Origin of the sequence: Nocardia sp. NPDC051756 (assembly GCF_040681495.1) — a bacterium.
Classification (GTDB): Bacteria; Actinomycetota; Actinomycetes; order Mycobacteriales; family Mycobacteriaceae; genus Nocardia.
In genome coordinates this window covers 1-1,027 of the sequence record NZ_JBFAYV010000049.1, presented here as the reverse complement: position 1 = coordinate 1,027, position 1,027 = coordinate 1, and the positions used below count along the sequence as shown (strand labels likewise).

The 1,027-nt window shown below is 61.5% G+C and carries 1 protein-coding gene; it reads left to right on the top strand.

Features of this window, described 5'->3' with window-relative positions; all coding sequences use genetic code 11:
* A partial coding sequence (locus AB0M22_RS45720) for an IS256 family transposase (RefSeq protein WP_364740348.1) occupies positions 1 to 1,018 on the top strand: 1,018 nt, incomplete at its 5' end.
* Positions 1,019 to 1,027: the final 9 nt, after the last annotated feature.

Here is a 1,027-nt window from a genome sequence, read left to right as displayed (position 1 = left end):
GACCGAAGCGAGTGGTCATGTGCCGATCGAGGTGCCCCGAGATCGCGATGGCAGTTTCGAGCCGCAGATCGTGAAGAAACGTCAGCGTCGGTTGACCGGGGTCGATGAGATCGTGTTATCGCTGTATGCCAAAGGCCTGACGACAGGGGAGATTTCGGCGCATTTCGCTGAAATCTATGGGGCGTCGGTGTCGAAGGAAACCGTCTCACGGATCACCGACAAGGTGATCGAGGAAATGCAGGATTGGGTCAACCGGCCCCTCGATGGCGTGTATGCCGCGATCTTCATCGACGCGATCGTGGTGAAGGTCCGCGATGGTCAGGTCGCCAACCGGCCGATCTATGCCGCGATCGGGGTCAGCGTCGAGGGCGGCAAAGACGTGCTCGGGTTGTGGGCCGGCACCGGTGGTGAAGGCGCGAAGTTCTGGATGAGCGTGCTCACCGACCTGCGCAACCGCGGTGTCCGCGACACGTTCTTCGTGGTCTGTGACGGATTGAAAGGCCTGCCCGAAGTCGTCGCGAATGTCTGGCCGTTGGCGATCGTGCAGACCTGCATCATTCACCTGATCCGCAACACCTTCCGTCTTGCTTCCCGTAAGGACTGGGACGCGTTGCGCCACGACGTGAAACCGATCTACACCGCGGTCAACGCTACCGCTGCCCGGGCTGCGCTCGACGACCTCACCGACAAGTGGGGCACGAAATATACTGCGATAGCCCGTCTTTGGGAGACTGCGTGGGAGGAGTTCATCCCGTTCCTCGACTACGACGTCGAGATCCGGCAGGTGATCTGCTCCACCAACGCGATCGAGAGCCTCAACGCTCGCTACCGGCGCGCGATCAAAGCACGAGGTCATTTCCCCACCGAGCAAGCCGCCCTGAAATGCCTCTACCTCGTCACCCGGTCCCTGGACCCGACCGGGCGTGGTCAGACACGATGGACCCAACGCTGGAAACCCGCGGTCAACGCCTTCGCGATCACCTTCGCCGACCGCTGGCCCAACGCACAAACCTACTGAGAGAAACCG